Source organism: Candidatus Stygibacter australis (genome assembly GCA_030765845.1).
Taxonomy (GTDB): Bacteria; Cloacimonadota; Cloacimonadia; order Cloacimonadales; family TCS61; genus Stygibacter; species Stygibacter australis.
This window is the reverse complement of sequence record JAVCDJ010000090.1, coordinates 1-3,231: the sequence shown is the minus strand read 5'-3', so window position 1 is coordinate 3,231 and position 3,231 is coordinate 1. Positions and strand designations below refer to the sequence as shown.

4 protein-coding genes are annotated in these 3,231 nt (G+C 38.5%); all 4 read left to right on the top strand.

Translation table 11 applies throughout. The annotated features are described in order from the left end of the window. Positions 1–80: 80 nt before the first annotated feature. Positions 81–749 (top strand): endonuclease III, encoded by a 669-nt coding sequence (gene nth, locus RAO94_05130; protein ID MDP8321711.1) that lies wholly within the window; start codon positions 81–83, stop codon positions 747–749. Continuing rightward, positions 746–1,498 carry an exodeoxyribonuclease III gene (locus RAO94_05125; protein ID MDP8321710.1) on the top strand — a complete coding sequence of 251 codons (753 nt, stop codon included), beginning with the start codon at positions 746–748 and terminating at the stop codon, positions 1,496–1,498. The genes nth and RAO94_05125 overlap by 4 nt, the downstream gene beginning before the upstream one ends. A 211-nt stretch (positions 1,499–1,709) precedes the next feature. After that, on the top strand, positions 1,710–2,831 hold the full coding sequence (locus tag RAO94_05120) for a Wzz/FepE/Etk N-terminal domain-containing protein (GenBank protein MDP8321709.1): 1,122 nt from the start codon (positions 1,710–1,712) through the stop codon (positions 2,829–2,831). Further along, positions 2,831–3,231: oligosaccharide flippase family protein (locus tag RAO94_05115; GenBank protein ID MDP8321708.1), on the top strand; the 401-nt coding region annotated here is incomplete at its 3' end. The genes RAO94_05120 and RAO94_05115, both read left to right, overlap by 1 nt.

The following is a 3,231-nucleotide window of genomic DNA, read 5'->3' as shown; positions in this document are numbered from 1 at the left end:
AGCGCACACGGCTGGGGGCCGTGGAGTCGTAGGTTCAAATCCTATCATCCCGACCATTTTTTTATACCGGAGTGAATTAAATGACAGATATCAAGAAAGTGTACCATATCCTGGGTAAAGAGTTCCAAAAATCGCAAGCACCCGTGATTGACTTGATCAAAGCACAGTCTAATGACCCTCTGCAAATCCTTATAGGGACAATATTAAGCGCCAGAACTAAAGATAAAACCACCTCAGAAGCAATAACGCGCTTATTCAACCGGATAAGCAGGGTGGAAGAATTGCAGGAACTCAGCATAGAAGAAATTGAAAAGCTTATTTATCCAGTGGGATTTTATCATAATAAAGCAAAGAGCTTAAAGAAACTGCCGGAAGTGATGATCAGTAAATTTGATGGCAAAGTGCCGGAAACTATAGATGAACTGCTGCAATTACCGGGTGTGGGCAGAAAAACGGCTAACCTGGTGAGAACAATTGCCTTTGAAAAAGACGGGATCTGTGTTGATGTTCATGTTCACCGGATCAGTAACAGACTGGGTTATATAAACACATCAACTCCCTTTGAATCAGAAATGGCTTTAAGGGAGAAACTGCCAAAAGAACTTTGGTCGATGTATAATTCATATCTGGTATCTTTTGGACAGAATTTATGCAGTCCCCGTAATCCACATTGTGACCTCTGCCCCATCTATAAAGAGTGTGAGCGAGTGGGAGTGATCACCAAGTATGAAAAGGAGTTACGTAAATGAAAATAATCTCATGGAATGTAAACGGTCTGAGAGCGATAATGAAAAAGAATTTTCTGGATTATATTAAAAATGTGCAGCCTGATATCCTATGTATTCAGGAAACCAAACTTCAGGAATTACAGATCCCGGAAGAATTAGCAGAACTTGCTTATTACCAGCAGTATTGGAGTTTTGCAGAGAAAAAGGGATATTCGGGCACAGCTATATTTACCCGCAGTAAACCACTTTCAATCGAAACCGGCTTAGATGACAATGATCCAGAAGGGCGAACAATAATAGCAGATTTCGATGAATTTGTTCTTATCAACTGTTATTTTCCTAATGGTAAGATGAGCGATGAACGGCTTGCTTTTAAATTAGAATTTTATGATAAAATGCTTGATAAGATGGATTCTATCGTGAAATCAGGAAAGAATATAATTGTGTGTGGAGATTATAATACAGCCCATAAAGAAATTGATCTTAAGAATCCAAAGGCGAATGAGAAAGATTCTGGCTTCCTGCCCATTGAGCGTGCCTGGCTGGATAAACTTGTGGAACATAACTATGTGGATACATTCAGGTATTTTGATCCTAGTCCGGATCAGTATTCCTGGTGGAGTTACCGGTTTGGAGCCAGAGAACGTAATGCAGGATGGCGTATAGATTACTTCTGGGTAAATGATAAATTTATTAATAACCTTAGTTCAGCATTCATCCAGCAATCCATTATGGGATCAGATCATTGTCCGGTGGGAATAGTAATATGATCATGCAACCACTTGAAATAATATTGCTGAAACCTTGCAAGCGGTCTTGTACCTTTGCGATGGTTGATCGTTATGAGTGAGGTATTTGCCTGATCGACCATTGCAGAGGTGTAAACACCATTCGCAAGGTCTTAGTTGTGGAAAGCCCTGTTTTCAGTTGACATGTAAATCGCAGAGAGGAATGTGGTAAAAAAATAACAAGGATGATATAATGCAGGAAAAAGAAGTAAATATCCTAAAACTCTGGGAATTAATCTGGAGTAGCCGTAAATTAATAATAATCATCTGTCTAATTACGGCAGTATTTACTGCCGGGATAAGCCTTATCCTTCCCAAATGGTATAAAGCCAGTGCTACAATACTACCTCCTGGTTCAAATTCTGGAGCATTTGGAGCTATCAGCAGCAGTCTGAGTTCATTGGGTTTTGGAGGTCTTCTGGGTGGGTCGGAAAACAGTACAAACCGCCTGCTGGCAATAGCAAAAAGCCGCAGAATGCGCCAGATGATCAATGATAAATATGATTTCACAACACGCTATAAAGCCAAGTTCAATGATGATGCCTTAAAGGAATTAGGCAAGAAAGCTGTTGTAGCCACAGGTAGAGAAGACGAAATAATTATAACATTTTATGATAAAGATCAAGAAGTAGTAGCTGATGTAGTTCAATTCATCGTCGATCAACTGGATAAACTGGAGATACGTTTTTCTCAGAATCAGGCTTTGGAAAATCGTGATTTTATTGCCTTAAGGGTAAATGAAGTAATGGATTCATTAGATGTTATGCAAAATAGAATTCAAACCTTTATGGAAGATCATGACATTATTTCCATACCGGAACAAGTGGCAGCAGAGATTGAGCAGGCAGCAAAGATGAAAGCAGAAATTGCTTCTATGGAAATTGAATTAAAAACATCTCGAAATATGTATAATGAAGACAATCTGATCATAAAGCAACTGGAAGATAAACTAAAATTGACCAAAGAGACATACGATGAGTTCTTTTATGCTCAGGAAAGTAAGCTGTTCCTTGATCTAGATGAAGTTCCTGGATATCAATTGAGTTATTTGCGCATGGAAAGGGAAACGGAATACCTGGTAACCCTTCTGGAATTTCTGGGACCGCAATATGAAAATTCAAAAATAGAAGCTGCTAATAATGTTTCCCGCATCCAGGTTCTGGATGAGCCCAGGCGTCCTGATAGAAGATATAGACCACGCAGGGCTTTCCTGGTTGTATTGGCAACATTTGTGGCTTTCTGTATTAGTCTGTTTATTATATATTTAAAGAATGCCGTAAAAGAAGCGAAACTGGAAGAGCAAAAACAGATATAATGCTGAATTTTAATCTGCGTCCAGGTTCTTTGAAACCTGCCTTTGCCTCTGTGCTTGCCGGCAATCTGGTAGCTGCTGGTTTAAGTTTCCTGATCAATGTGTTATTATCACGATTTCTTTCAGTTTCAGATTTCGGAAGGATCAATCTTATCTTCTCTCTGGTAGTAACCTTTTTTACGATCGCAGATTTTGGTTTCAGTAATACTACTATTATTTTTTATAATCGATATAAAGATAAATATCAGGAAAATCCACTTTACTATTTGAACACTATATATCTCCGTTACTGGATTTCCGTTATCATTATCAGTACAGTGCTTATACATTTCTTTATTCGTGGTTATTTTAATCTAAGCGGAACTGAGAGTTTTCTCATACTCTTTGTATTTGTTCCTTTTAT